The organism is Limibacter armeniacum, from assembly GCF_036880985.1.
Lineage (GTDB): Bacteria > Bacteroidota > Bacteroidia > Cytophagales > Flammeovirgaceae > Limibacter > Limibacter armeniacum.
Window position 1 is genome coordinate 1,615,360 of record NZ_JBAJNO010000009.1, and the last position, 20,402, is coordinate 1,635,761.

A 20,402-nucleotide genomic window follows, 5' to 3' on the forward strand; every position below is an offset into this window, starting at 1 on the left:
GAGCCTGCCGAAGTAGTCAAAGGAAATTCGTCTAGTGCTTAATTCAAGGGGCCGTCAATCCATTTGTCACTATTGAATGGGGCTATACCTGTATTTGCACTTGTGATGAAGGTATATCTCAAAGACTCCAAGATTAAGAAGCGACTACCTCTGGATTTATTACATACTTGTCCAAGTGATCTTCAAATCGCTTAAAATCTTCCTCGATTGTTGGGTTTTTCCAAACATCGTAACATACGAAAGTTGGCAATGCTGTCATTCCAAAAAATCGGAAGTTCATATGTTGTGGAAAGAATAGGTCATCTACAGATTTACCTTGGAACAAATATTCCTCTTCGTTGTTAAAAGCTCCTTTTGGTGCATTAAATGTTAGCGAGAGCATATACTTTGAACCTTTTAAGCTTCCTCCTGTGCCATAATTGGTGTGTGGGTTAGATTCATCTCTTCCATCATACAGACAGAGTTTACCGACCATACCTGCCGTAAAAACTTCATCCATATATTTTTTATAGCCCCATGTTATCCCCATCCAGTTAACGGGAGTCTGAAGCAAAACCATGTCAGCCCAAACGTGCTTCTCTACTTCTTCTTCTATGTCGTAAGCTTCATAAACCGTTGTCACTTTTACTTCAATGTCATTGGCCTCAAATTGTTGTTTCGCTCTTTCAACCAGTGAAGCCGTTAACTTCCCTTCAGAAAAGGAGTTAGGCTGGAACCCATTTACGATTAGTATTTTTTTCATTTGATTTACCTTGCTTAGGTTTTAATATTAAGTACCTCACAAAGGTATCTCACTGCTTGGGTTAAGCTGTTAAACAAAATACCGTATCAATTATACATTTTACTTGTTTCTAAATTTGGAAGGTGTAAAGCCTGTTTTCTTCTTAAAAAAATGGGTGAAGTATGAGGGGTATTCGAAACCAAGGCTATATCCAATTTGACTGATGTTGGCGTTAGGTTCTGACAGTTTTATTTTAGCCAGCCGAATGATGTGATCATGGATATGCTCTACAGGTGGCCTGCCTGTAAAATGCTTAATAACATCCCCAAAATAATTGGAAGAAAGGTTGGCTTTGTCTGCAAAAAATGTGACAGTTGGCAACTGGTATGACTCATTCTTTTCGTCAAAATACTGATCTAGATACGAATTGAAATCGGAGACAATTTGATTATATATTTTTTGGCGTGTATCAAATTGCCTTTTGTAGAATGAATGAATGTATGAGAGGATTAAATTGGAGTAGGACAGTAAAATATCTTCGGAGAAATTGGGCTTTAGGTATTCCGCATAAGCTTTGTTGAAGATATCAGCCAACAGGGTTTCTTCTTCCTGATTTAAGAAAAGTGCTTCATGCCTATCATACCCTGAGAAATTATAATTCTTCGCATAATCCTTGAAAAGGCTCTTGTGTATTAGAATATGGAATCCTTTCCATGGTCTTTTCACATTCCAGCCAGTCAAGGTTTTGGGCTTGTCGAAGTAGGCAAAGGAATTGCGTCCATCATCGTATTCAGTTTTCCCGAAGTTTTCTTCCGTTTCAAAATCCATTTTTAAAGCTAAGAAATAGAAGTCGATCAGAACAGGTTCAGAGTATAGACGCAGGTCTGGGTGTGCATCATACTTTGATATATGAATCATGTCACTCTTATTACCCGAGATATTTAGGTACTTTAAAAACTGTGGAATTTGGTATTCTTTTATCATGAGTATTGTTCACCTTAATTAACCTGCAAAGGTAATCATCCAAATAGCACGAGTCATTATACATTTTAATGAAGGAATGACAGATTTTACTGTTCTTGAAAAGCTGCTTATGTCCTGTTGCCACATTCTCAAGCTTTCTATTAATAGGAACTGTACAGGTCAAGACTCATTCGACTACACCCTGCCGAGCCAATAATTTTACCTGTTGTTATTAGCGGTATCAGGATTTAAGTATTGCCCGGTTTGCTAGCAGGAAACAGTTTAGCATCTTATAGAACACTTCCATATATAAATAGTCCGACCATTACGGTAAACCCTAGCATAAATGCCCAGTAGGAAAGTTCCAGATGCAGGAATGCATCTCTTATGTATCTTTCCAGTATATAGGTGGTTCTGACCTGGTTACCTAATTGCAGGTCCTGACTCTTAAACACTTTATCGTAAGCTTCCAGGTACTTTTGCAGAGGAGTGCTGTCAAACATCCCTACCGAGAAAACTTTTTCTTCCAACCTGTGGTGACCTGTGCCTATCAACTGGTTAAACCTCCTGTAGAGTTTGAAGATGTGGGGCCTTGATGCATTGATAGCCAGTATTAAAGAGATAAAGGAAGCAATCACCATGACTGCACCGATATACTCTCCCATTTCAATCCCTTTGATATATTCGAAAAACACGATGATGGCTGAAATAATTGTGGCATTGATCCTGATCATAATTGCCGCCTTCCGGTCAATCATATTGAAAGCGTTAATGACCATCTTATTCTGGTTTCTCAGAAAAGTTTGCAGGGATTTACGTGGCTCCTTTTTGGTTATAAACAACCCTTCATCCAACTCTTTACTGTCCATAGTCTTCAAGGTTTATATTACATTTTTAATCTGTTTACGGGGCAATAAGAAATATGCAGTCGGTACCAGTATAAATATAGCTGAAGATAGGTAGATATTCACATAGCTTAGAGGTATTGCCGAAGTAAACAATAGCGTAGCGATCAGGTTCATCTTGCGTGTATCTGCCGTCCGTTTATCTCCGGACAGCTTGATGGCGCTTTCGTCCAGCAAAAAGTAGAACAGTGTTGCTGAACCGAGCACAATGGCAAACATGATATGACTCCTGTTGTCATAAAATGACTTGTCAATTGTTCTGGTAGCCAAAGGTATCAATGAGGTTGAGAACAGGAGCAGGAAGTTAATCCACAAGGTTGTGTGATCCACCATTTTTACATGCCTGAAAATATTATGGTGGTTAATCCAGAGGATGGCAATAAAGGCATAGCTGACCATGTAAATGCCTATTTGAATCAGGAACTCATAAATCCCCTGTTCGTTGAAGTTAGGCAATTCAATTTCCAGTGCCATAATGGTGATGATGATGGCCATCACCGCATCAGTGATCGCCTCAAAGCGTTCTTTTTTCATGGATTGACCTATCAGTTCGTTTTATCTTTACTTTTGAAAACTCCAAAATTCTCTAACGGCACAGTCAGGATGAGATAAAACTGATGCCTTGGGAAAAGCCCTGTATCATTCTGCAGTACATACCAGAATTGTGGTGAGAGCCAGTCAAATGCTTTGAGGGTCGCCCCAAGGATCACCCTGTTTCTGGTGAAGTTACCGTTGTCCAGACTCCAGAACAGGGCGTCATGTACAAAAATATCGGCAGGTTTGTTAAACAGCCTGGTTTGGTAGATCAGTCCGATCCGGTTTCTGTAGAACGATACGGCGTCTTGATTTTTTCTTTTCAGCCTGAAGTACATGTTTCTGTCGGTAAGGGTAAACCGCTTACCTAATTTGAAGTTTAAGATGAGGCTGGGCAGGAAGTGGTGCTGCAAGTTGGTGAATATATCATTGCCATCGGTTTTGGTCATCATGTAACCCGGCATCAACTGAATATTCTTATGCAGCTTGAAGAAAGGTAAGGCTACCAATGACTGAAAGTTGTCCGAAGGGCTGTAGCCATAATAAAACACGAACTTATTATTGCCTGGAATACCCATAGAGACCCCTGTAAAGAGAAATGTCCCTTTTTCATCCACTGCTACCTGTGCAGATGCAGCAAGTGAAAAAATACAAAGTACTATTGAAAGAAAGACTTTATGACATTTTCTGCTAGACATGTCGGCTATTCTGTAAAATCTATACTCCTGTACTCATACTCGCCATTTTCATTTTTCTTTACCTTGCCGAAGGATGGACTCTTGAAGTGTATACAGGTGTAGAGTGTTTCGGTGTCCGCAATTTCCTTGAATATTCTCCGGCGGCTTTCTATTGACTGTTCCTTACTGAAATCGGCCGCCATCGCCCAATCTGGCTTGGCTATCTGACAAGGATGATGGCACATGTCGCCTCCAATAATAAAGGTATGCCCCCCACTTTTAATCTGAACAGAAATGTGAGCGGCTGTATGCCCCGGTGTAGACAATAATGAAATCCCATCGCCTAGATCAGCATCCCTGTCGACAAAATTGGCTAACCCTGCACGAACTACAGGGTATACTGACTGCATCAGTACGTCCTTGTGTGTGATAAGGAAGTCATTAACCGGTGCAACTTCATGCCACCAGTCATATTCGTCTTTTGCGAAATGGTATTTTGCTTTAGGAAATGTTGGGAGCCAGAGGCCACCTTTTTTGTAGGTGTTCCAGCCCACGTGGTCAAAGTGCAAATGGGTACACAGTACATCGGTCACGGAATTCCTGTCAAAACCTATTTCATCCAAGGTTTCCAGGAATTCAAGTTTCAGGTTTGTTAAGAGTGGGAACTCCAGTAACTGCTTCTCGTTACCGACACAGGTATCGACAACAAGCACCCGTTTGTTTACCTTGACAATAAACATCTGGGAGCTTCCTTTCAGGGAAAAGTCCTTATTGACATGGTGCGATGCTTTTAGCCAACTGATTTTCTGAATCTCTTCAGGAGTTGCCATTGGCAGAAACTTGGTGTAGTACTGGTCAATGGGTTGCTCTACCACTTGCATCACTTCCATGCTGCCTATTTCTGATCTGATTACTTCCAAAGCCATACTTTACGGATTTAGTTGACTGATTAAATTTTCAGTTTTTGTTCCACTTCATTCAAGAAAGTATTGATGTCCATTTGTTGGGTCATACGACCACGAATGATGTAAATATGCTGAAGGAAAGTGCCTCCATTTTTTTCAATCAGCTTTTTAAACTCATCAATGTAGTACTGCTCAAACTTGCTGTTCATGGTGTTGAACAGTACCACCACTTTACCTGAGAAATCATTGTTTCTTGCAAACTGAAAAGCAGGTGGAGCAGGGCTGTACAGCCATATGGGTGATCCAATATAGATGGTGTCGTATGGGGCTAAGTCTATTTTGGAGGGCGTTATTTGGGCTTCAGTGTTTCGGGCATCCTGTAACGCCTGAACCCAACCTTTCACCCCGATACGGTACTGACTTGAAGTGATGGGGAAAACATGTGCTTTTTTTATATCGGCAATTTTCCTGGCCATCAGTTCGGTATTGCCTGAGCGGGAGAAAAATACCACTAAGGTATTGGAGGGTGTCACCGTTTCAGTTATTGACTGAATTATTTTCTGGTTCTGATGGTACTGATATCCATCAATTGATACAATGGTGATTACTGATCCTATCACTAACAACAGACAGAGTCCTGCCACTACCCAAATCATTCTTTTATATTTGTGTTTGAATTTCAATACTTGTCCAGTTAGTGAATCAGTAAAATGCAGGTTTGTCCCCTTCAGTACCAGGTTTGTTTATGCCGACACTTGATCTGCTGTCTTTTTCAGGATGTAGAATGATATCCGCTATATAATGGCCTACACTTTTTCGGGACACTTCCGTACCTTTAAAGGCTTCTTCCTTCTGAGTGGTTTCAAAGCTAATTTCATCCTTGTTTGTTAGCCATGCAGGTCTGACAATAGTGTAGTCAAGCGCTGATGCCTCAATAATGTCGGCTGCTTTTCGATAGGTTTTTAAGGCATCGCCAATCATGCTATTATTCCACTCACCAAACTTGCCTGGAACTTCATTGTAAATACCCAATGAGGAGACAAATAGCAGTCTTTTTGCCTTGCTTTCTTCCATCTGGTGAACAATTGCTTTGGCTAAGGCTTCCATTGGACCAGACAGGTTTGCATAGACGATGTCCTTGTCTTTTAGGGCTTCCTTTAAGGCAGTTTCATTCAATACATCCCCTTCCACAACCTGTGTACTGGGATTTTCGAACTGCTTTATTTTATTGGTATTTCTGGCAAAAAGCGTTAAGCTGATGTTACTATCTTTTTGTAACGCTTCTATTGCATGTTTAGCAATTGCTCCACTTGCCCCTAATATGAGAATGTTCTTCATTGTTATGTGCAATAAGTAAAGTCGGAGGAATACTCCGACTTTTGTACTGATTCAATTTTATTTCATATGACTATCAAGGAAGGCCAATACTTTTTCAGGTGTTCTGCCAAAGTAGTTATAGCCATCTTTGAACCTGTGGGTGGTACCTTCAATCCAGAATAATTCTTTTTCAGTACTTGGAATGGTATCAAAGGTTGCCTGTGCATCACCCGGGTTCTCTACCCAAGCATCATCTTTTACTTGCCACATCAGCAAGGGCATTTTGATATTTTTGGTATACAGTTTAGGATCCATTTCATCGCGGGTAAAGCCCCCTGCCCTGATGAGTTCAAAGTCCAATAGGTCAAGGTAGTCACTTACACCCAGCAGCTTTGAGAAGGCATTGTAAATAGAACGCATGGAGGGTACCAACGGGCTGCACATGCATTTTACATTTTCAAATAATTCGGGTTTCTTGTCGATTGCCACATACTGTGAGCAACCACCCATACATTGGCTATAGAGTGCTACCTTCATTTTACTTAATCGGGGGTGTGCGTCTACATATTTTTTCACGCCCACACAGTCTCGCCACTCCAGTAAGCCAATGCCACACATACCGTCATTGGCAGTGCCACTCTGACCATGGTTTCGGATGTCATAGGCCAGCACGTTGTACCCTGCATCAGTCAGGTGTTTCATTTGGATGACGAAGTCGATTTCAACCGCTTCAAAGCCACTCCAAGGTTCTCCCATATGACCTTGGAAACCTGCCCTACTCATAGGTAAAGCGTGATTGAAAATGACCAGCTTATCACTCTCCCCCCCTTTGGCAGGGATATACCATCCGTTTAAAGGGACACCATCATCGGCTTGAAAATAGATATCTTCCCAACCTTTCATTCCGTAATCGTCTGGGGTTTTGTGCAGGAGACTTCTCCATTCCCGTTTACAGACTTTGACCATTCCCATTATTTTAGCATAGTCTTCTTCAGAAATTCTGTTCATCTGGTCGACAGCATTTTCCATCATTTCCTTCGACATTCTGGCAGTACTTGTTGGCTGGTTTTCGATACCGTCTAGATTTATCTGATGTTCCATAGTAGTTTTTTTAGTTTGTACGGGGAAGCCTAAGTAGTTCTTAAGCCGATTAATGAAGAAATGTCTCAAGCTTAAAAAGCTTCTAGAAGTTGTGATGTGATACCTGCAGAATGATCAGAAGCTTTTGCAGTTATGCGGCCTTCTTCATTGACCTACTGATTGTGTTATGCAAGTTAATTGTAAGCAGGATGGGAGTTGGATAAATATCCCGATAGAATGGAAACATTTTACTTATGACCACATTGGCATATGTTCCGTGATTTAAACCTTACTTATTTTTGACAGATTTTTTCTGTACTCGTTGGGGGAAAAGCGGGTGTATTTCTTGAAAACCTTTGCGAAGTAATTAGGGTATTCAAAGCCTAATTCATAGGCGATTTCGGAGTTGTTCAGCACCCCCTCCTTGATCATGGAAGTGGCTTTTTTGATCACATACTCATGGATGGTGGCTATAGCTGACTTACCGGTGTGGTGTTTGATGATGTCTCCCAAGTAGTTGGAGGTAAGGTCTAAATTATCTGCAAAGTATTGAACGCTGGGTTGCTGTTTGACATCATGGTCATAATAGGTGTTCAGCAACACCTGAAACTCCATTACGATGCGGTTATACTTTTGTATGTTTGTTGAGAACTGTCTTTTATAGAAGTTTTCAACCAATGAGACGAGTACTTGGACATAAGATAGTACTACCCCTGACCTGTCATTATACTGTTGGGAATGGCTGATGATGAAGTCAAAAATTGTCTTGATTTCGTCTGCCTCCTGCTGGTTGAGGAACAAAGCCTCATGCTCCCCATATTCCATGTAGTTCTGGAAAAGGTAACGATGCTCATGAAGGAATTTCTTGGACAGCTGAAGGTATAACCCCTTCCAAGGTTTCTTGACGTTCCAGCCATATTCTTTTTCGGGACTGTTGAAAAAGACAATTGTTTTACCGAAAAGCTCTTCTGCATTTGGAAAAAACCGCTCATCGGGATAAAAATCTGACTTTATGGAAATCCGGTAAAAATCAACCGCTACGCTACTGGAAGTCAGCTTCAGGTTATTTCCTTCATAAAACCCTACATCAATATCCTCACTTACCGGCTTTGGCAGACCAACGTACTCGTTGAATTCAGCTATAGTCTTGAATGTTATCATTTTGCACTATCTGTTTATAGTAACTCCAAGATTCAATTTATAGACCCTTGAGTTAAATTTAATGAAATATCCTTCGGCTACTTCGGCAGGATCGGTATAAATCCGCTCAGGAGCCTATTAACGGAGACTAAGTGGGTCGGAAACTGATAATTAGTAAATCTATAAAATGAGAAAATTAGTGTAAAAACCACACTGAAAGTTCCTTTGTAATCATACAACCTTCCTTCGTTTCCTAAATGTTTCATGTGACTGTAAAAAGAGCCCTACTTTTTTTGGCGGGTAAAAGTAATGACAAAAGATAACATGACTTTCGCATTGTTTGATATTCATACTTTCAGGTTTGACATTCATGCAGAATTACACTCACCTACATGCTAATTTAGCGACATCACCTATTCGATTGACTGAAATATAAATCGTTACATATGATGGAAGAAAGAAAAGTCTGGTTTATTACCGGAGCTTCGAAGGGATTAGGACTCAGCATCGTAAAAGCTGCCCTGCTAATGGGCGACAAAGTGATTGCTACTGTACGCCAAGGTTCAGAAGGGTTGAACTTAGGCTACAGTACAGATCAGTTGTATATTCTGAAACTGGATGTCACCAATGAACAGCAGGTGAAAGCGGCTACAGCTAAGGCTTTAGACAAGTTTGGACGAATAGATGTCCTTGTCAATAATGCTGGTGTCGGTTTGCTGGCGGGCGTGGAAGAGGCGTCAGCCAAAGAGGTATTTGACAACTTCAACACCAATGTTTTTGGGCTATTGAATGTGATCCGCAACATACTGCCTTACATGCGTGGGGCCAGGTCAGGTCATATCATCAATATTGCTTCTATAGGGGGGCTGGATGCTTACCCTGGCTGGGCGATCTATGATGCGGCAAAAAATGCGGTAATAGGTATAACTGAGGGGTTATCTAAGGAGATGGATCAGTTTGGGATTAAAGCCACTGTCGTGATTCCTGGACTTTTCAGAACAGGTTTTCTAGATAAATCATCACTTGTCAGAGGTGCCAAACCAATAGAAGACTACAGTAATACAGTAGGACAAATGAGATGGCTTACCACAGCAACAAACCACAAACAGAGTGGGGATCCTGATAAGTTTGCCTGCGCCATTACCAAAATCGCCTACAGCCATAAACCACCTGTGCACTTATTGCTAGGGGCAGATGCGTTGGACCGTTATCGTACAAAAGCCATTAAAATGGATTATATGGTTGAGCAGTGGCTTCCGGTAACAATGGATACAGCATTTGACTTAGAGCTCCCCCTAACCGATTCCAGCCATTCACAGACTGATTCAGAGACATCTCAGTACAATCTAAACTGAAGTGGACTACTGTAAAACCCAAAGAAAAAGACTATGAAAATCAATGTTATCCATTTCCTGCTGTCGCTCCTGTTACTTTTTGTGACAGGTCAATTTTCAGCTTATGGACAGCCTGAAAATGCGGAAGTCTATGCCATCACCCGAGAAGCAGTGGGTGATATCGCCTTTACTGCTAAAGGTGAATTAGTGGTGAGCTACCATCCCTTTTTCAATCCAGAAATCAGGGTGGCAAAAGTGATATCCGGAACTGACACAAAACCATTTCCCAATCTGGCATGGAATACACCATGTGAAGATAGTGATCGTTTCCTGTCTGCCGTATCCGCTGTACGAACCGATGCAAATGGTGTGGTATGGATGCTTGACATGGGTACTGCCAACAATATTGCACCAAAAATGGTAGGATGGGATACGAAGAATGATAAGTTATTCAAGGTTTATAATATTCCTGATCAGGTTTGTCTAAAGACATCCCAGTTTGATGACTTTGTTGTAGACCTATTGCATGGTGTATTTATTATTGCCGACGTGGGGATTGCAAGTGAAGGCGACGGTAGTCAGGCGGGGCTTGTGGTACTGGATATGCAAACAGGCCAGAGCAGAAGGGTGTTGGAGGGGCACTACACGACAACCCCTGAGGAGGTACCGTTACTTTACAAGCAGAAACACCTGTCAAGGAATGGGAAACCTATTCTTGTAGGTGTTGATGGCATTACGGCTGACAGGAAAAATGAATGGCTGTACTTTGCCCCTCTGAATGGAAGACAAGTTTATAGGATGAAAATTGCAGCATTGATTGACCCGAACCTTTCCATTCAGCAAATGGAAGCTGGGATAGAAGTCTATGCTGCCAAACCCAATAACAGTGGCTTAAGCATTGACCGTCAGAATAACCTTTACCTGACCAATCCGGAAAATGCCAGTGTGGATATTATTTTCCAGTCTGATAAGTCAGTGGATCAATATGCCATCAATGAACTGTTGGATTGGCCAACTTCGCTGAGCTTCAATGCCAACGATGGGTATATGTACATTTCTGATGCTCAGCTGCATCTGGGAGCTACCTTCAACGAGGGAAAAGACAGGACTACGTCGCCATTTTATATATTCAGGGTCAAGCCTTTGGCGAAAGGAATAGAAGGACGATAGCCAACTCAGTACTGAATAGCAATACCACTATCAGCATTTATTACCAGTACATTTTAACTAATTGACTTTTTCTGTATCAATCAATTTAGGGAATGGGAAATTGATATCACGATTGATTTCCTATTTCCCTTTGTTATTTAAAAAAGCAACATCACTTGCCAAATTTTATGAACATGATACCTGCCAATGAGTCTGCCGATGCGAAAGTCTTTACCATGCTAGAGAACCTCTCAGATCTTATTCCTATGTACAACAGCTACTTCAACGACTGGAACATCAAGGTTTTTAACAGGACTCAATACCCTTGCCAGAACTACCTTTCCGCTAACCGACGTAACTTCTATAAAATACACCTGATTACCCAAGGAGAGGGTCTACTGACCATTGGGCTGAATCATTACCATATCCATCAACCTACCATTTTATTTCTTCACCCAAATGATATCCTTTCATGGAGAAGTCTTGCTGCTCCAGGGGAAGAGAAAGGACATTTCCTGTTGATCAGGAAAAACTTTATAGGTCACCTCCCGATGTTGAAGCTTACCATTGATACATTGGGACTGTTTTCAAACAAAGCAAGAAGTGTGATCACACTGGGTAATGAGGTAATACCCAGATTTGAGAGGTTGTGGGTAAATATTCATCAAGAGGTTGAGTCCAATAAGGATTTTGTACTTGAATCTGTACAGGCTCATCTACAGCTGCTACTAGTGGACAGTATGAGGGAAGGGAAATTTTCAAGTCCGGAACCAGTCAGAGGAGAGTATAGCCATGTACACAGGTTCTTCAGGCTGCTTGAGGAGCAAATCGCTGAAGCTGGGCTGGACAATCCATTGAAAATGCGTACCGCTAAAGAATATGCCGTATCCCTTGACTTACATCCTAACTATCTTAACAAGATACTGAAGGAACAGACAGGTGAAAATGTGAGTACACATATCAGGAATCGTCTAATTGAACAGGTCAAGATTCTGCTAAGTCAAAGCTCTCTAGGAATGCAGGATATAAGTTATATTGTAGGGTTTTCAGACTACTCGAACTTTCATTATTTTTTTAAGAATAATACGGGCATTACTCCTACCGAATTCAGGAAAGTGAATCAGGATAAGTTCGACACTCTTTCAGGATAGCATGATGGATATTATGCTCGGCTGAATAAATGACGTGAACCATGGATTATGCTGCCCTTTCGGGGCTGAGAATATCATTTACATGACGATGGGATAATCGCGCTTGCAACAGCCATCGCTGATATATTTTGTCCTTTCGTGGGCAGGTGTGTATACCTCCAAATAAAAAGTCAATCTTAATTATCCCATTGACATGATGTATGCAATATTAAGCTCTAAAAGGAGTGAATAATGGTAATCTATAACCCAAGACTTATACATTTTTTACAGATTTCCTTAGTTTCTAGAAACATCATAAGCTATTCCTGTCTTGCAATAAGTTGACTGTTTGCAATATCGTTTTTAGTCCTTATAGGGTTGCGCCTAAAACGGTTATACACGTTAGGTTAAAATACATTCAACTCCTATGGAGTTGGGTCAATGTGATTTACTTATGCCACAGGCTTTTACCTGTGGCTACTATTGTTGAATCCCTTTGGGATTATCTTCTCTTACAGAAAACTCCAGATGGTAATCTGGTTTTACAGAATTCAATATATTAGATAAGCAAGAGCTCTGAAAGGGCATTATTGAACAGTAATAGGGGTTACTACGCGCCATGTATTGGTATTTATAACCCATAGTCTATGTCAAATAGCAGTCAGCTAATGGAGATAAAAAAACCGTGAGAAAACTCTCACGGTTTCAATCTATCAATAAGCTTCTTACAAATTGGAAGTAAAGAATGGGGCAAGTACAGAAGCCGCTTCATCTACATACTTTGGTACATCATACAAAGACATATGATTTGCTCCCTCTACAACATGGAATTTTTTGTTGGTACTTGATGCTCGTTCGAACAGGTCATCACTCATCCATTTACTGCCGGCATTGCTACCTGCAATAACCTGAAGCGGTTGAGTAAGGAAAGCTTCTGCCTTATTGTAGGCATCATAGGTAATGATCTGATTTAAGCTTCTGGCTGTTGCATACCCTGGTGCAGTAGGATATTGACAACGATCAGTATGGTAGTACTCCCATGCTTCCTCCAGTTCGGCATTTGGTGCATCTTCTTTTCTCAATGGAGCCAATGGAATGGTAGCGATATCATTACCACTTGCATCACTTGTTCTTGCTTGAGAACCTGCATCCACGTAAGGAATCGCTTCTGCATCTTTTACATTGTTGTCCCATCCATTTCGGAACATGGAACCAATATTAACGGCGCTTACGGTTCCAACAGCTTTGATACGACGGTCATTGATTGCTGCATTGGCTGTATACCCGCCACCAGCACAAATCCCCATAGCGCCAATTCTGTCATTGTCAACATATGGAAGTGTAGTCAGGTAGTCTATGACAGCACTAACGTCCTCTGTCCTGATATAAGGGTTTTCTAGCTGGCGAGGTTCACCTGTACTTTCGCCTTGATAGGATGCGTCATAAGCTATAGTGACAAAACCGTTCTCTGCCAACTTCTGAGCATACAGTCCTGCAGTTTGTTCTTTCACACCACCACCTGGGTGACTGACTACAACAGCGGGGTAATGCTTGTTTTTATCAAATCCTTCGGGAAAGTTGATAACGGCAGACATAGTGATTTGCTCATTATTACTGTTCTTGAAATTTACTTTTTGAGCCATAATTGTTATTCAATTTGTTGACAATTAATTTATTACAGAAGCAAATCTACCATATATCACTTCAGAAGTCGGAAGACATTTTACACTTAAATGGAAACATTTTACTGATATGCTCAAGCAGTTTATTTTCATGTGTCGCATTTGGTAAGCTGGTGGTATTTTCGGGCTGTACTGTACGGTTTTGCCCGTTTCTATATAAACCTAAGGGGGAACGTGGTGGTAACATATAAATCAGTGTAGGTGCGAATAGATCTCTACTTCCACGGTGGCTTGCTGATATAGCCACGGCAAGATAAGTTTTGCAGTGGCTATTTTGTTGCTATTCCCTTGCCTGTAGTACTAGCCTGATGATGTCTGGTCTTTTCTGTAAATTTTGCAAAAGATGGATGGCTTTCTGTCTGCCTCTCATTATGAAACGGTCCTGATGGAAGTAGTGGATAAAATACACAGTACCGAGTTTCTTTTTGCTGATACCCGCAAGCGTGTAGCGTTCGGGCTGTAGGATCATGCCGTAGAAGGCTAACTGCCTGTCATAGTCAAACTGTTCGGCGTGGTTAAGAAACTCGTTCCTACTGCTTGCCGAAGTGGTCTTGAGATCAGCTATAAACTGACGTTCTCTATAGAGGTCCAATCTGGCTTTACAAGCTATTCCTGTACTAGGGCATTGCCATAGCACTACCTGTTCCTTGCGAGTGTATGACTTGGCTAGCATTTTTTGAAGTGGAAAATTATGCATTGCGAATGCAGCCAGTTCTTCGACCTTGGCGCATAGCTCCGGTTCTTTGTCCTGTGAGAATATCTTCCAACGTTCGGGTTCTAGTAATGCCATGTGTACGGCTCTGCCGAACTTGAATGCTACTTGAGGCTTGGGTTGGGGAATGCCTGCCAATAAATACTTGGCAGTGGTCAGGTCGCTATTGGAGATGGCAGGAAGGCGGCGGTAGTCTTCCTCGGGCATGGTGATGATCTTGTAGTTGACTTTTAGCATTGGTATCTGTGGTTTTGTGTTGTTCTTTTTCCTTGATGGAAAAGAACCAAAAAATCAAGGCTGTGAAGCTTGGGCTAAATTCTCTTTCCTTCGGCTAAAAATGCTGTAACTCGCTGCGCTCAAACAGCAGCATTTTCTTTACGCCTCTGTCTGTCGAATTCTTTACGCCCATGCTTCAAGGCCGTATTATTTTATGTTTTCAATAATATGGGTCAGGTTGTAGCCTATAATAGGGGCTTGCTCTGCTTCGGGCATGGTGATGATTTTGTAGTTGACTTTTAGCATTGGTATCTGTGGTTTTGTGTTGTTCTTTTTCCTTGATGAAAAAGAACCAAAAAATCAAGGCTGTGGAGCTTGGGCTAAATTCTCTTTCCTTCGGCTAAAAATGCTGAAACTCGCTGCGCTCAGACAGCAGCATTTTTTTACGCCTTAGTCTGTCGAATTCTTTACGCCCATGCTCCAAGGCCGATTTCAATACTGTATACCGACTAGGGGTTCAGTCGGTTAAGTTCCTCGCGGGCTGCTTCGATTTTTGTGATCTCGTAGCGGTAGAAGGCTTCGAGTTGGCAGGTTCCTGTGATGGTTTCGGTGCGGTAGAGTTTCATTCTGGCGGTGGCGGCTTTCAGCTTTTTGGTTGCTTCGGTGTCTGCCACTTCAAAGTCAAACTCGGCTATAAAGTACTTGGCATTGGCTTTCTCGTTTTTCTTTTCTGATAGGCTGCAATGCAGGATAATCTCTGCCATGGTCACTTCGGAATAGAAGAGCTTGGCAGCCAACCCTTCAAGGTTTTCTCGGCTGTAGCCGTGAAAAAGCAGGGCGGAAAGGCAGCCTTCGGCGTCGACAAAAAACAGTTCGACCCATTTTCTTCTGTCCATGCCGAGGATTTCATCGGTGAAGAAACGCCAAGCCACAGGCTGAAAGGTGAGTTGGTTGCCCAGTGGCTCTATGCCGTTGAGGTTAAACTGACCTGCCTTGCAGTCTGCTCGGTACTGTTTGGGGCTTCCTTCGTAATACTTTACGGTGTTTTGTGATTTGGTTCGTGTGATGTTTTTCATTGTTATAGGTGTGTTTCGTAGAAGATTTCGGTAATGGCTTCTGTGAGGTTGAGGTTTTCTATGGTGTCGGTGATGTTGACGGGGTGGCCTGATGGGGTCATGGCTTCTACGCTGTGGAGGTTGAAGAATGCCTTGTAGCCTGTTTGGGGGTCATCTTCATCGACATAACCGGAAATGCGGAGGGTGAAGTCAGCGCCAAGGATGTCGGCGCTGATCTCGAAGAGGTAAAAGCCTGGTATCAACATTTTTCGATGGTGATTTTGTGGTGCTCGATGCTGACCTTGACCTTTTCGCCTGCGGCAAAACCGGCGGTTTGGAGCTGTTTGCCTTCTAGGGCTAACGAAGGGAAGCATACCTCGCGGAAGCGGCGGCGGTAGTACTTGCGCTGCATAATCTTGAAGGTGGTTTTCATTTTGGTTGAGGGGGTGAGGGATGGGAAAATATAGGGCAGACCTGTAAGCCTGCCCCTGTGGGGCTAAAAAGGCAGCTCGTTGATGCCTGCTTTTTGGATGCTGACATAGTGGTCTTGCTCAAAGTCTGACCACTGGCGAAGCATCTTGATGGCATGGCGGCGGATGCTGTAACGTACCGATAGGTACATGCGGTGGGGGGTGCCGATGGCTGTCAAACAGGTATGCAAGAGGGAGAGCCACTGCAACGCTTTTTCTCGCTTCTGCTTGGTGTAATCGTTGCCTCTGGTCTTGTAGTGCCGATCTGAGGCAAGGTTGTACAGGTAGGCGCACAGGCTGCGAATGGCGTGCTCTTCTACGACAGGCAATAAAACTTTAGCGTAAGAAGGTGTGAAAACTGCTGGAGATTGGTTATTTTTCATAACGATGAATTTTAAACGGGCTGCAAAACTTTGCCGAGGGATACAGTCCGTTTTTTTGTGGATTGAAAGTTGAACTATAAGAGGATAAAAGGAAGGTGATCGGGGTGCTTATTTCCTTAACCCTATACCCTAATATAGCTAAAAAATGCCACTTTTTCAATGTATAAAGCTGATTTATAATGAATTAAAGTTTGCTTTTTGATCGAAAATACTACCTTGAAAACTTGTACTAAAGAAAGAAAAGCTATACACTGAGGGAGGGCGGCGCATCCCCTTCTTCTTAAGATATGAGCGAAGCGAATGCTGCTAACTGGGGTGGGTAATGCAAGGGCAAAAGCCCAGGAAAGAAAGCTACCCCGACGGAGCCACGGCTGCAGAACCCCTATGCTGTACTTACTGTCCATGGCTTGGGCCAAAAGCAAAAGAAGTTGGGATTTTGGGGTGATTCTGTGCGGCTTTTGCTTTTGGAATTGCAGGGTTGGTATTTGGCGGCCATGGTTACCTTGCAGCATAATGGGGGTGCATGCCGTTGGTGCAGTGGGGATTAGCTTTTCGGGGGAGTATTGCACTTGATAGTGTGTGGTGGTAGTTAGGGTGACTACTGTCCTGTCACGGGATACTGTCCTATGTGGTGGGTGGGTGTGGAACTGCTACATTACTGCGAGCTGTGTGTAGGGTGTCGGCGTGGGAGCCGCTGGCAGCAGGCGAATGGGAGCGGCAGACCGAAAGAGCTTTTTGAGGGTAGATTGGCTGCCGAAACCCGCCGGATGACAGGGGCTGGAAGGGTTGGCAGTGGGGGCATGTAAGGTTGGGAATGATATTCTACCGCTGGTGTAAGGTATGTCTTTATAACAGGCAATGGATTTGTGTATCTTTTGTATGGCGCTTAGCTGTAAGAGGCTAATGCCGTTAACCTAATTTTGATGCTTGGGATACATGCGTGGTATCTCAATATTAACAACGTACAGCCATGTCAGTTAACTTACAGAAAATCGATTTGCAAAATGTGATTACCACCTTGGGGATTATGTCCTTTTTGGTGACGATACAGGTACAGGTTTCTTCCAACCAGGCTACCAGTGCAACGCAGCAGGCGACGCTTTCGGAGGTGACCGAGAAGGTGAGTGTACTGAAGGCGGAGATGGTGTCTCGGGAGGTGGTGGACTTGAAGCTTCAGAATATTGAGCAGAAGCAGGAAAGTACCATTTCGGAGATTAGGGAGCTGAAGGAGATGATAGAAAGGATGAGGAGGTAGTGGCTTTGGGGTGGGGTTATTTTTGCTTTGGGATTTATGAGGATCTATCGTGCTTCTACTAATACGGTTTATAACATTTAGTATCTGTTTATTCAATGTTGATATAGTCCTATCTTGAAAAGGTTAAAGCCTGAATACACAAGCTAAAGGTCAATATTAATAATCTTCAAAAACCTATCTACTAGATAATTAGGCTCAAGGTCATTTCTATTAGTGAGCCACCACTCTATCAAACCTGCTCCTGCTGAAATAATAGCTTGCATCATTATTTCTTTGTCTATGGGGTCTTTGATGGTCTTACTTTCTACAAAGTCGGTTAAACCTATCCGAAGAATTTCTTCCATTCTTCTGCGGAAGAAAGTGTTGTCCTCCCCTGTGAGCATTACTTTATAAAATGAAGCATTGTCTTTCAAATAGTCAAAAGTGGTAAGCATAGCTTTTTTGGATGTGAAGAGCTTCTGGTCTCCGCCTGTACAGCTAGTCATAAGCTGATTAAGGTGCATGTCAATACATTGTTCTCTTAAATCAAATTTATCCTTAAAATGAAGGTAAAAAGTCCCTCTGTTTACATCGGCTTCTTCTGTAACCATAGCAATAGACAACTTTTGAAAAGGATGCTCAACCATTAGTTTAGTGAATGCATCAAATAATGCCTGCCTTGATTTTTTAACTCGTCTGTCCATTGTTTACTGTTACTATTACTCAACAGTTTGATCCATATTGTTGATTAAACAACAAAAGATGTAAACCATTTCTTAAATCTTTCAGCAAAGGTAAATAAACGTTTGTTGATAAATAAACACCTGTCTATTATTGTCTTACAACAATGCATATACGATAGACAATTATTCCAATTTTAGCTGATGGGCATTACAAAATCTAATAAAAAGAACAGGTTAAGGATGGTATTTCTTCTGGGTAGTTGCCTTATAACCTTTGGCATTTTTGGAATTCTGAAGGCTCCAGCCAAGTCAATTAATCAAAATCAAGACGTGATGATAATAGGAGATAAATCAATTCAGGCAGACATTAAAAGTGAGTCTACTGTACTTGTTGAAGTTTGGTCTGATTACCTATGCCCTTGGTGCTATATCGGTGAAGCAAACCTTGATAATGCGATTACGGAATTGGGTATCAATGCTATAGTAGTATACAAGAGTTTTCAATCCAACCCTACATTGCAAGGTGCCTATACTGTAAGTGAAATTGCGAGGCAAAGCGGGTTTAGCTTGGAGGAAGCCAAGAAAAAGTCAAAATATATTGAGGACATGGCCAGTAGAGCCAATGTGGAACTACATATGGACTCGGTTATTATGGTCAATACCATGGATGCGCACCGTTTGGCTTATATGGCCAAACAAAAAGGTTATGGAAAAGCAATGGCAAAGCGCCTTTTTGAAGCCTCCTACATGGAAGCTAAAAATATAGCCGACCCAAATGTATTGGCAGCAATAGGTGAGGAATTTGGCATTTCGAAAGAGGGAACCTTAGCCATGTTGAAAAGCGACCAATATCGAACTGAAATCAAATCGGAAATACAAGAAGGTCTCAATAACGGCCTACAGGGTGTACCCTATTTTGTCATCAATAAGAAATACTCACTATCTGGTGCACAACCTAAAGAGGTGTTTAAAGAAACGCTCTCAGGTATTTTAAAAGATGATGGTCCTTACAAGCCTCTGATAAGCAAAAGCCCATCCGGATATACATGCGATGAAAATGGTTGTGAGGTTCCAAATAAATAATAATCAACTTTAAATTCTCTAAAATCATGATATTAATAACAGGAGCGACAGGTCATTTAGGTTATCTGACCTTAACTGAACTATTAAAACAGAAATCAGCAGACGAAATAGCGGTGTTAGCTCGTAAGGAAAGTGACAAAACCAAGGAAATAACAGCTTTAGGTGTTGATGTTAGAATTGGTGAATATGCCAATTATGATTCGTTAGTAAATGCCTTTAGTGGAATTGAAATCTTATTCTTTGTATCCACACATGAAGCCGCAATGGACATTACAATTCATAAGAATGTGATTAGAGCTGCTGTCAGTTCAGGTGTTCAAAGAATTGTATATACCAGCACGCAAGGTGATAAGCCTATTGGTGGTGATAACGCTAACGGCGCGGCTCGTATGCATGCATTGACTGAAGAAGCAATTAAGCAATCTGGGTTAATCTATACCATACTGCGTAATGCACCTTATATGGAGTCATTACCTATGATCTTAGGTGAAAATGTTTTGACCAATGGATATGCTATGCCTATGGGAAGTGGAAAACTGTCCTTTGCTACCAGAACTGATATGGCGATTGGTTCAGCTAAAGTTTTAACCACAGAAGGACATGATAACAAGACCTATGAATTTGGAGGTATACATTCCTATGGCTTTGATGATATTTTGGGAATACTGTCTAAATTAATTGGAAAGAATCTGACTTATACTGCACTTACCTCAGATACCTATGAAAAGCAAAGTAAAGAAGCAGGTGTTCCTGAAATGTATGTTATAGCTAATCTTGACTTTGCGGCTCAGGTAAGAGAGATGTATTTTGATCATCCTACTCAAGATTTGGCTGAAATATTAGGAAGAGAACCTGTTTCAGTGGAAGAATATTTGAAAAAAGTTTATGAATAATAGCGTTTAAATTTTTTTATGGAAAAATAAGAAACACTACTAAATAAACAATGTGTAAAAGGTGATGTAGTTGAAAGACGTCTTTCAACTAGTTGAGCCAGCCCCTGATGGGTTTGGCTTTTTTTGTGACCAATTG

At 41.7% G+C, this 20,402-nt stretch carries 23 protein-coding genes; 6 read left to right on the top strand and 17 right to left on the bottom strand.

All coding sequences use genetic code 11. The features are described 5' to 3' along the window. Window positions 1-133 precede the first annotated feature (133 nt). The 10 genes from V6R21_RS24430 to V6R21_RS24475 form a co-directional block, all read right to left on the bottom strand. Complete coding sequence (locus tag V6R21_RS24430; protein ID WP_334246149.1) at window positions 134-742, bottom strand: NAD(P)H-dependent oxidoreductase; 609 nt, start codon at window positions 740-742, stop codon at window positions 134-136. Between the two features lie 99 nt (window positions 743-841). Beyond that, on the bottom strand, window positions 842-1,639 hold the full coding sequence (locus V6R21_RS24435; RefSeq protein WP_334246150.1) for a helix-turn-helix domain-containing protein: 798 nt from the start codon (window positions 1,637-1,639) through the stop codon (window positions 842-844). A 335-nt stretch (window positions 1,640-1,974) separates the two neighbouring features. Continuing rightward, window positions 1,975-2,553 (bottom strand): hypothetical protein, encoded by a 579-nt coding sequence (locus tag V6R21_RS24440; RefSeq protein ID WP_334246151.1) that lies wholly within the window; start codon window positions 2,551-2,553, stop codon window positions 1,975-1,977. A gap of 12 nt (window positions 2,554-2,565) precedes the next feature. After that, entirely contained in the window at window positions 2,566-3,123 is a 558-nt protein-coding gene (locus tag V6R21_RS24445; protein ID WP_334246152.1) for a TMEM175 family protein, read from the bottom strand. An 11-nt stretch (window positions 3,124-3,134) separates the two neighbouring features. Further along, a complete protein-coding gene (locus tag V6R21_RS24450; RefSeq protein ID WP_334246153.1) occupies window positions 3,135-3,821 on the bottom strand; it encodes a hypothetical protein in 687 nt (228 codons plus the stop codon). Between the two features lie 5 nt (window positions 3,822-3,826). Continuing rightward, window positions 3,827-4,726, bottom strand: coding sequence for an MBL fold metallo-hydrolase (locus V6R21_RS24455; protein WP_334246154.1), 900 nt, complete (start codon window positions 4,724-4,726; stop codon window positions 3,827-3,829). Between the two features lie 23 nt (window positions 4,727-4,749). Then, on the bottom strand, window positions 4,750-5,388 hold the full coding sequence (locus V6R21_RS24460) for a flavodoxin family protein (RefSeq protein ID WP_334246155.1): 639 nt from the start codon (window positions 5,386-5,388) through the stop codon (window positions 4,750-4,752). A gap of 19 nt (window positions 5,389-5,407) precedes the next feature. Beyond that, window positions 5,408-6,043 carry an SDR family oxidoreductase gene (locus V6R21_RS24465; protein WP_334246156.1) on the bottom strand — a complete coding sequence of 212 codons (636 nt, stop codon included), beginning with the start codon at window positions 6,041-6,043 and terminating at the stop codon, window positions 5,408-5,410. A 57-nt stretch (window positions 6,044-6,100) separates the two neighbouring features. Beyond that, a complete protein-coding gene (locus V6R21_RS24470; protein WP_334246157.1) occupies window positions 6,101-7,123 on the bottom strand; it encodes an alpha/beta hydrolase family protein in 1,023 nt (340 codons plus the stop codon). Between the two features lie 261 nt (window positions 7,124-7,384). Then, window positions 7,385-8,263 (bottom strand): helix-turn-helix domain-containing protein, encoded by an 879-nt coding sequence (locus tag V6R21_RS24475; RefSeq protein ID WP_334246158.1) that lies wholly within the window; start codon window positions 8,261-8,263, stop codon window positions 7,385-7,387. 425 nt (window positions 8,264-8,688) lie between these two features. Here V6R21_RS24475 and V6R21_RS24480 point away from each other — a divergent pair, with 425 nt between their 5' ends. The 3 genes from V6R21_RS24480 (at window position 8,689) to V6R21_RS24490 (ending at window position 11,876) form a co-directional block, all read left to right on the top strand. Then, window positions 8,689-9,597 carry an SDR family NAD(P)-dependent oxidoreductase gene (locus tag V6R21_RS24480; RefSeq protein WP_334246159.1) on the top strand — a complete coding sequence of 303 codons (909 nt, stop codon included), beginning with the start codon at window positions 8,689-8,691 and terminating at the stop codon, window positions 9,595-9,597. A 33-nt stretch (window positions 9,598-9,630) separates the two neighbouring features. Continuing rightward, window positions 9,631-10,746: an L-dopachrome tautomerase-related protein gene (locus V6R21_RS24485; protein WP_334246160.1), complete on the top strand. Its 1,116-nt coding sequence runs from the start codon at window positions 9,631-9,633 to the stop codon at window positions 10,744-10,746. 167 nt (window positions 10,747-10,913) lie between these two features. Beyond that, complete coding sequence (locus V6R21_RS24490; RefSeq protein ID WP_334246161.1) at window positions 10,914-11,876, top strand: helix-turn-helix domain-containing protein; 963 nt, start codon at window positions 10,914-10,916, stop codon at window positions 11,874-11,876. A 704-nt stretch (window positions 11,877-12,580) separates the two neighbouring features. Here the strand turns inward: V6R21_RS24490 and V6R21_RS24495 are convergent. From V6R21_RS24495 to V6R21_RS24520, 6 genes are all read right to left on the bottom strand, one after another. Next, complete coding sequence (locus V6R21_RS24495; RefSeq protein WP_334246162.1) at window positions 12,581-13,498, bottom strand: alpha/beta hydrolase; 918 nt, start codon at window positions 13,496-13,498, stop codon at window positions 12,581-12,583. 319 nt (window positions 13,499-13,817) lie between these two features. After that, complete coding sequence (locus V6R21_RS24500) at window positions 13,818-14,486, bottom strand: PD-(D/E)XK nuclease-like domain-containing protein (RefSeq protein ID WP_334246163.1); 669 nt, start codon at window positions 14,484-14,486, stop codon at window positions 13,818-13,820. 488 nt (window positions 14,487-14,974) lie between these two features. Then, a complete protein-coding gene (locus tag V6R21_RS24505; protein ID WP_334246164.1) occupies window positions 14,975-15,541 on the bottom strand; it encodes a hypothetical protein in 567 nt (188 codons plus the stop codon). A 2-nt stretch (window positions 15,542-15,543) separates the two neighbouring features. After that, the gene (locus tag V6R21_RS24510; protein WP_334246165.1) at window positions 15,544-15,786 is read right to left on the bottom strand and encodes a hypothetical protein; all 243 of its coding nucleotides are present in this window, start codon (window positions 15,784-15,786) and stop codon (window positions 15,544-15,546) included. Next, on the bottom strand, window positions 15,780-15,953 hold the full coding sequence (locus V6R21_RS24515; protein WP_334241649.1) for a SymE family type I addiction module toxin: 174 nt from the start codon (window positions 15,951-15,953) through the stop codon (window positions 15,780-15,782). Before V6R21_RS24515 ends, V6R21_RS24510 begins: the two co-directional genes overlap by 7 nt. A 63-nt stretch (window positions 15,954-16,016) precedes the next feature. Beyond that, complete coding sequence (locus V6R21_RS24520; RefSeq protein WP_334246166.1) at window positions 16,017-16,373, bottom strand: hypothetical protein; 357 nt, start codon at window positions 16,371-16,373, stop codon at window positions 16,017-16,019. A gap of 970 nt (window positions 16,374-17,343) precedes the next feature. On the opposite strand from V6R21_RS24520, the gene V6R21_RS24525 reads away from it, so the two are divergent. After that, window positions 17,344-17,628, top strand: a complete 285-nt coding sequence (locus tag V6R21_RS24525) for a hypothetical protein (RefSeq protein WP_334243358.1) — start codon at window positions 17,344-17,346, stop codon at window positions 17,626-17,628. 143 nt (window positions 17,629-17,771) lie between these two features. On the opposite strand, the gene V6R21_RS24530 is transcribed toward V6R21_RS24525, so the two are convergent. After that, complete coding sequence (locus tag V6R21_RS24530) at window positions 17,772-18,311, bottom strand: TetR/AcrR family transcriptional regulator (RefSeq protein WP_334246167.1); 540 nt, start codon at window positions 18,309-18,311, stop codon at window positions 17,772-17,774. Between the two features lie 312 nt (window positions 18,312-18,623). Here V6R21_RS24530 and V6R21_RS24535 point away from each other — a divergent pair, with 312 nt between their 5' ends. Then, entirely contained in the window at window positions 18,624-19,373 is a 750-nt protein-coding gene (locus V6R21_RS24535) for a DsbA family oxidoreductase (RefSeq protein WP_334246168.1), read from the top strand. A gap of 26 nt (window positions 19,374-19,399) precedes the next feature. Then, window positions 19,400-20,266: an NmrA family NAD(P)-binding protein gene (locus tag V6R21_RS24540; RefSeq protein WP_334246169.1), complete on the top strand. Its 867-nt coding sequence runs from the start codon at window positions 19,400-19,402 to the stop codon at window positions 20,264-20,266. The last annotated feature ends 136 nt before the right edge of the window (window positions 20,267-20,402 follow it).

Bases quoted from the DNA above. Each gene is read 5' to 3' on its own strand.
- V6R21_RS24530 (WP_334246167.1), bottom strand. From the start codon at position 18,311: ATGGACAGACGAGTTAAAAAATCAAGGCAGGCATTATTTGATGCATTC.
- V6R21_RS24525 (WP_334243358.1), top strand. From the start codon at position 17,344: ATGTCAGTTAACTTACAGAAAATCGATTTGCAAAATGTGATTACCACC.
- V6R21_RS24535 (WP_334246168.1), top strand. From the start codon at position 18,624: ATGATAATAGGAGATAAATCAATTCAGGCAGACATTAAAAGTGAGTCT.
- V6R21_RS24440 (WP_334246151.1), bottom strand. From the start codon at position 2,553: ATGGACAGTAAAGAGTTGGATGAAGGGTTGTTTATAACCAAAAAGGAG.
- V6R21_RS24500 (WP_334246163.1), bottom strand. From the start codon at position 14,486: ATGCTAAAAGTCAACTACAAGATCATCACCATGCCCGAGGAAGACTAC.
- V6R21_RS24465 (WP_334246156.1), bottom strand. From the start codon at position 6,043: ATGAAGAACATTCTCATATTAGGGGCAAGTGGAGCAATTGCTAAACAT.
- V6R21_RS24520 (WP_334246166.1), bottom strand. From the start codon at position 16,373: ATGAAAAATAACCAATCTCCAGCAGTTTTCACACCTTCTTACGCTAAA.
- V6R21_RS24430 (WP_334246149.1), bottom strand. From the start codon at position 742: ATGAAAAAAATACTAATCGTAAATGGGTTCCAGCCTAACTCCTTTTCT.
- V6R21_RS24505 (WP_334246164.1), bottom strand. From the start codon at position 15,541: ATGAAAAACATCACACGAACCAAATCACAAAACACCGTAAAGTATTAC.
- V6R21_RS24540 (WP_334246169.1), top strand. From the start codon at position 19,400: ATGATATTAATAACAGGAGCGACAGGTCATTTAGGTTATCTGACCTTA.
- V6R21_RS24435 (WP_334246150.1), bottom strand. From the start codon at position 1,639: ATGATTCATATATCAAAGTATGATGCACACCCAGACCTGCGTCTATAC.
- V6R21_RS24515 (WP_334241649.1), bottom strand. From the start codon at position 15,953: ATGAAAACCACCTTCAAGATTATGCAGCGCAAGTACTACCGCCGCCGC.
- V6R21_RS24455 (WP_334246154.1), bottom strand. From the start codon at position 4,726: ATGGCTTTGGAAGTAATCAGATCAGAAATAGGCAGCATGGAAGTGATG.
- V6R21_RS24510 (WP_334246165.1), bottom strand. From the start codon at position 15,786: ATGTTGATACCAGGCTTTTACCTCTTCGAGATCAGCGCCGACATCCTT.
- V6R21_RS24475 (WP_334246158.1), bottom strand. From the start codon at position 8,263: ATGATAACATTCAAGACTATAGCTGAATTCAACGAGTACGTTGGTCTG.
- V6R21_RS24485 (WP_334246160.1), top strand. From the start codon at position 9,631: ATGAAAATCAATGTTATCCATTTCCTGCTGTCGCTCCTGTTACTTTTT.
- V6R21_RS24480 (WP_334246159.1), top strand. From the start codon at position 8,689: ATGATGGAAGAAAGAAAAGTCTGGTTTATTACCGGAGCTTCGAAGGGA.
- V6R21_RS24450 (WP_334246153.1), bottom strand. From the start codon at position 3,821: ATGTCTAGCAGAAAATGTCATAAAGTCTTTCTTTCAATAGTACTTTGT.
- V6R21_RS24470 (WP_334246157.1), bottom strand. From the start codon at position 7,123: ATGGAACATCAGATAAATCTAGACGGTATCGAAAACCAGCCAACAAGT.
- V6R21_RS24495 (WP_334246162.1), bottom strand. From the start codon at position 13,498: ATGGCTCAAAAAGTAAATTTCAAGAACAGTAATAATGAGCAAATCACT.
- V6R21_RS24490 (WP_334246161.1), top strand. From the start codon at position 10,914: ATGAACATGATACCTGCCAATGAGTCTGCCGATGCGAAAGTCTTTACC.
- V6R21_RS24445 (WP_334246152.1), bottom strand. From the start codon at position 3,123: ATGAAAAAAGAACGCTTTGAGGCGATCACTGATGCGGTGATGGCCATC.